The sequence below is a fragment of the Peribacillus sp. NPDC058002 genome (genome assembly GCF_042886655.1).
Taxonomy (GTDB): domain Bacteria; phylum Bacillota; class Bacilli; order Bacillales; family DSM-1321; genus Peribacillus; species Peribacillus aracenensis.
In genome coordinates this window covers 1-1,039 of the sequence record NZ_JBHVQU010000547.1, presented here as the reverse complement: position 1 = coordinate 1,039, position 1,039 = coordinate 1, and the positions used below count along the sequence as shown (strand labels likewise).

At 36.9% G+C, this 1,039-nt stretch carries 1 protein-coding gene; it reads right to left on the bottom strand.

Annotated elements, in window-relative coordinates; all coding sequences use genetic code 11:
- Positions 1-280: 280 nt before the first annotated feature.
- On the bottom strand, positions 281-778 hold the full coding sequence (locus ACFVSH_RS27010; RefSeq protein ID WP_387708922.1) for a GrpB family protein: 498 nt from the start codon (positions 776-778) through the stop codon (positions 281-283).
- Positions 779-1,039 lie beyond the last annotated feature (261 nt).

Below are 1,039 nucleotides of genomic sequence, written 5' to 3'. Positions count from 1 at the left end.
ACAACTGGATTCATTGTTTTTTCCTCCTCTACTTACTAACCAGTACCCCTAGTCCTCCATGTAGTGTCATAGCTTCGCTTGTTATACGAGATCTTCGTCCCAACCAGCCTCAAACATGTTTCTACAAGTAGGGGGCGGACTGTTTAGTTCACGGGATCAAGTCCCACGCACCCGTACGTCCTACCCTGGCTACTGATATAATAGATTCTATTTAAAAAAGGTCAACCAGTAAAAACTGGCTAACCTTATAATACGAACGCACCCGTTAGTTAATTAAGGATCACAGTTTTTTAAACTCTGGTGTTTCAATAATTCTTTGAAAAAACTCATTTTTGGCTTCCCTGTACTCATCCATTTCTTTTCCTTCGTAATTCCTCTTTAAATCATCGTATTCCTTTCGATATTTATCATTTATTAATAAAACATCTCGGAACTTCCAAAAGAAATCAAATTCAGAATTAATTACATTTAATTGCACACCGAGAGGAGGAACGGTTGAATCATCTTTAAATGCCCTGAAACTGTCGGTTTTGACACTACCTTCATTTAGTTCATATAAGGCTGAAAGTGTCTGAACTGCCATTGGGAATTGTTCAGTAGTAACACGCACTTGTATATCTAAATCACCCTTTGTAAGGCAATTAGGGACAGCTGTACTTCCAACGTGCTGGACATCAGCTTCTGGCAAATGTTCTTTGATTAACTTTTTGTGTAAGTAGAAAGTTTTCTTTACCTTTTCGTAAAAAAGACTGTTGTCAAAAAAATTTACTTGCTCCATATAACCCTCCCCACAAGAATTACTTTGCTATTAATTTTACCATCTTCTTCAATTCAACTGTTGCATAAAGAAAAGGCTGCCTTAAAGACAGCTTGATCTAAAGCTAACGCACCCGTTAGTTCAAAAACGAAAGTTATGAATAGCTTTCAGGATAGTACAATTTTTTTGACTTGTTCTTTCGTGGATAAATTAGAGTCATTTGTACCAACTAAAAAAGAATGTCCGTGTATAATCACTTCTGTTAGAGTATCGCCTGGACCT